The organism is Streptomyces sp. NPDC001406, from assembly GCF_042895285.1.
Lineage (GTDB): Bacteria > Actinomycetota > Actinomycetes > Streptomycetales > Streptomycetaceae > Streptomyces.
The window spans coordinates 1-1,084 of sequence record NZ_JBIAWG010000062.1 but is presented as its reverse complement, the minus strand read 5'-3'; the positions used below and the strand labels follow the sequence as shown (position 1 = coordinate 1,084).

Genomic DNA, 1,084 nt, shown 5'->3' with positions numbered 1-1,084 from the left:
ATACAAGTGAACGAGGGAACGCTGGGCACCTGGGTCAGCCGGTACCGGCAAGAGCACGCCGGGGAGGAGCCTCCCCTGAACATCAGCGAACGCGCCCGCCTGCGCGAACTGGAACGCGAGAACCGGGAACTCCGTATGAAGACCGAGTTCCTGGGAAAAGCGGCGGCCTTCTTCGCCCAGGAATACCGGTGACGGAGAAGTACGAGTTCATCGACGGCGAGGCCGGTAACTTTCCCGTGCAGCAGATGTGCATTTGGGCGGGAGTATCTACGTCGGGCTTCTACCACTGGAGATCGAGGCCATTGTCGGCCACCGCGAAACGCCGTGCGGAACTGAGGGCCGTCATCCTCCAGGTCTTCTCTGACTCACAGGAGACTTACGGCTACCGACGTGTCCACGCCGCGCTCCAACGGATGAACGTGCAGGCCGGAGCAGAACTGGTCCGCGCGCTGATGCGCGAGCTCGGCCTGATGCCCTGCCAGCCGCGGCCCTGGCGGGCGACCACGATCGCCGATGATGCGGCGCCGGCCACGCCCGACCTGCTGGCCCGTGACTTCACCGCTGACGCTCCAGGGCGCAAACTGGTCAGCGATATCACCTACGTTCATACCTGGGCCGGGTTCCTTTATCTCGCGACCGTCATCGACTGCCACACCAAAGCTGTGGTCGGCTGGGCGATGGCCGACCACATGAAGACCTCCCTCATATCGGATGCACTCGATATGGCGGCCCGGAACATCGACCTCGCCGACGGCTGCATATTCCATTCCGATCGCGGCAGTCAATACACGTCTTGGGAACTTCGCTGCAAGCTCCGCTCGTTGGGCCTCCGAGCGTCGGTCGGCCGCACAGGTGTCTGTTGGGACAATGCGATGGCTGAATCATTCTTCGGCGCTCTCAAGAACGAACTCGTGCACCGCACTACGTTCCCAACACGCGCACATGCCCACCGGGCGATCGTCCGCTACATCGAGATGTTCTACAATCGAAAACGCCTCCACTCCGCACTCGGCTACAAGACTCCCGCAGAAGTCCACGCCGAGTACGAGGAGTTGCAGGCAGCGGCATAAGGAGAACCCTCAAC

2 protein-coding genes are annotated in these 1,084 nt (G+C 62.3%); both read left to right on the top strand.

Annotation, left to right across the window (positions count from 1 at the left end):
• On the top strand, positions 1-192 hold a 192-nt coding region (locus ACFY1J_RS46075), incomplete at its 5' end, for a transposase (protein ID WP_390713400.1).
• Positions 189-1,070, top strand: coding sequence for an IS3 family transposase (locus ACFY1J_RS46070; RefSeq protein ID WP_390713399.1), 882 nt, complete (start codon positions 189-191; stop codon positions 1,068-1,070). The genes ACFY1J_RS46075 and ACFY1J_RS46070, both read left to right, overlap by 4 nt.
• Positions 1,071-1,084: the final 14 nt, after the last annotated feature.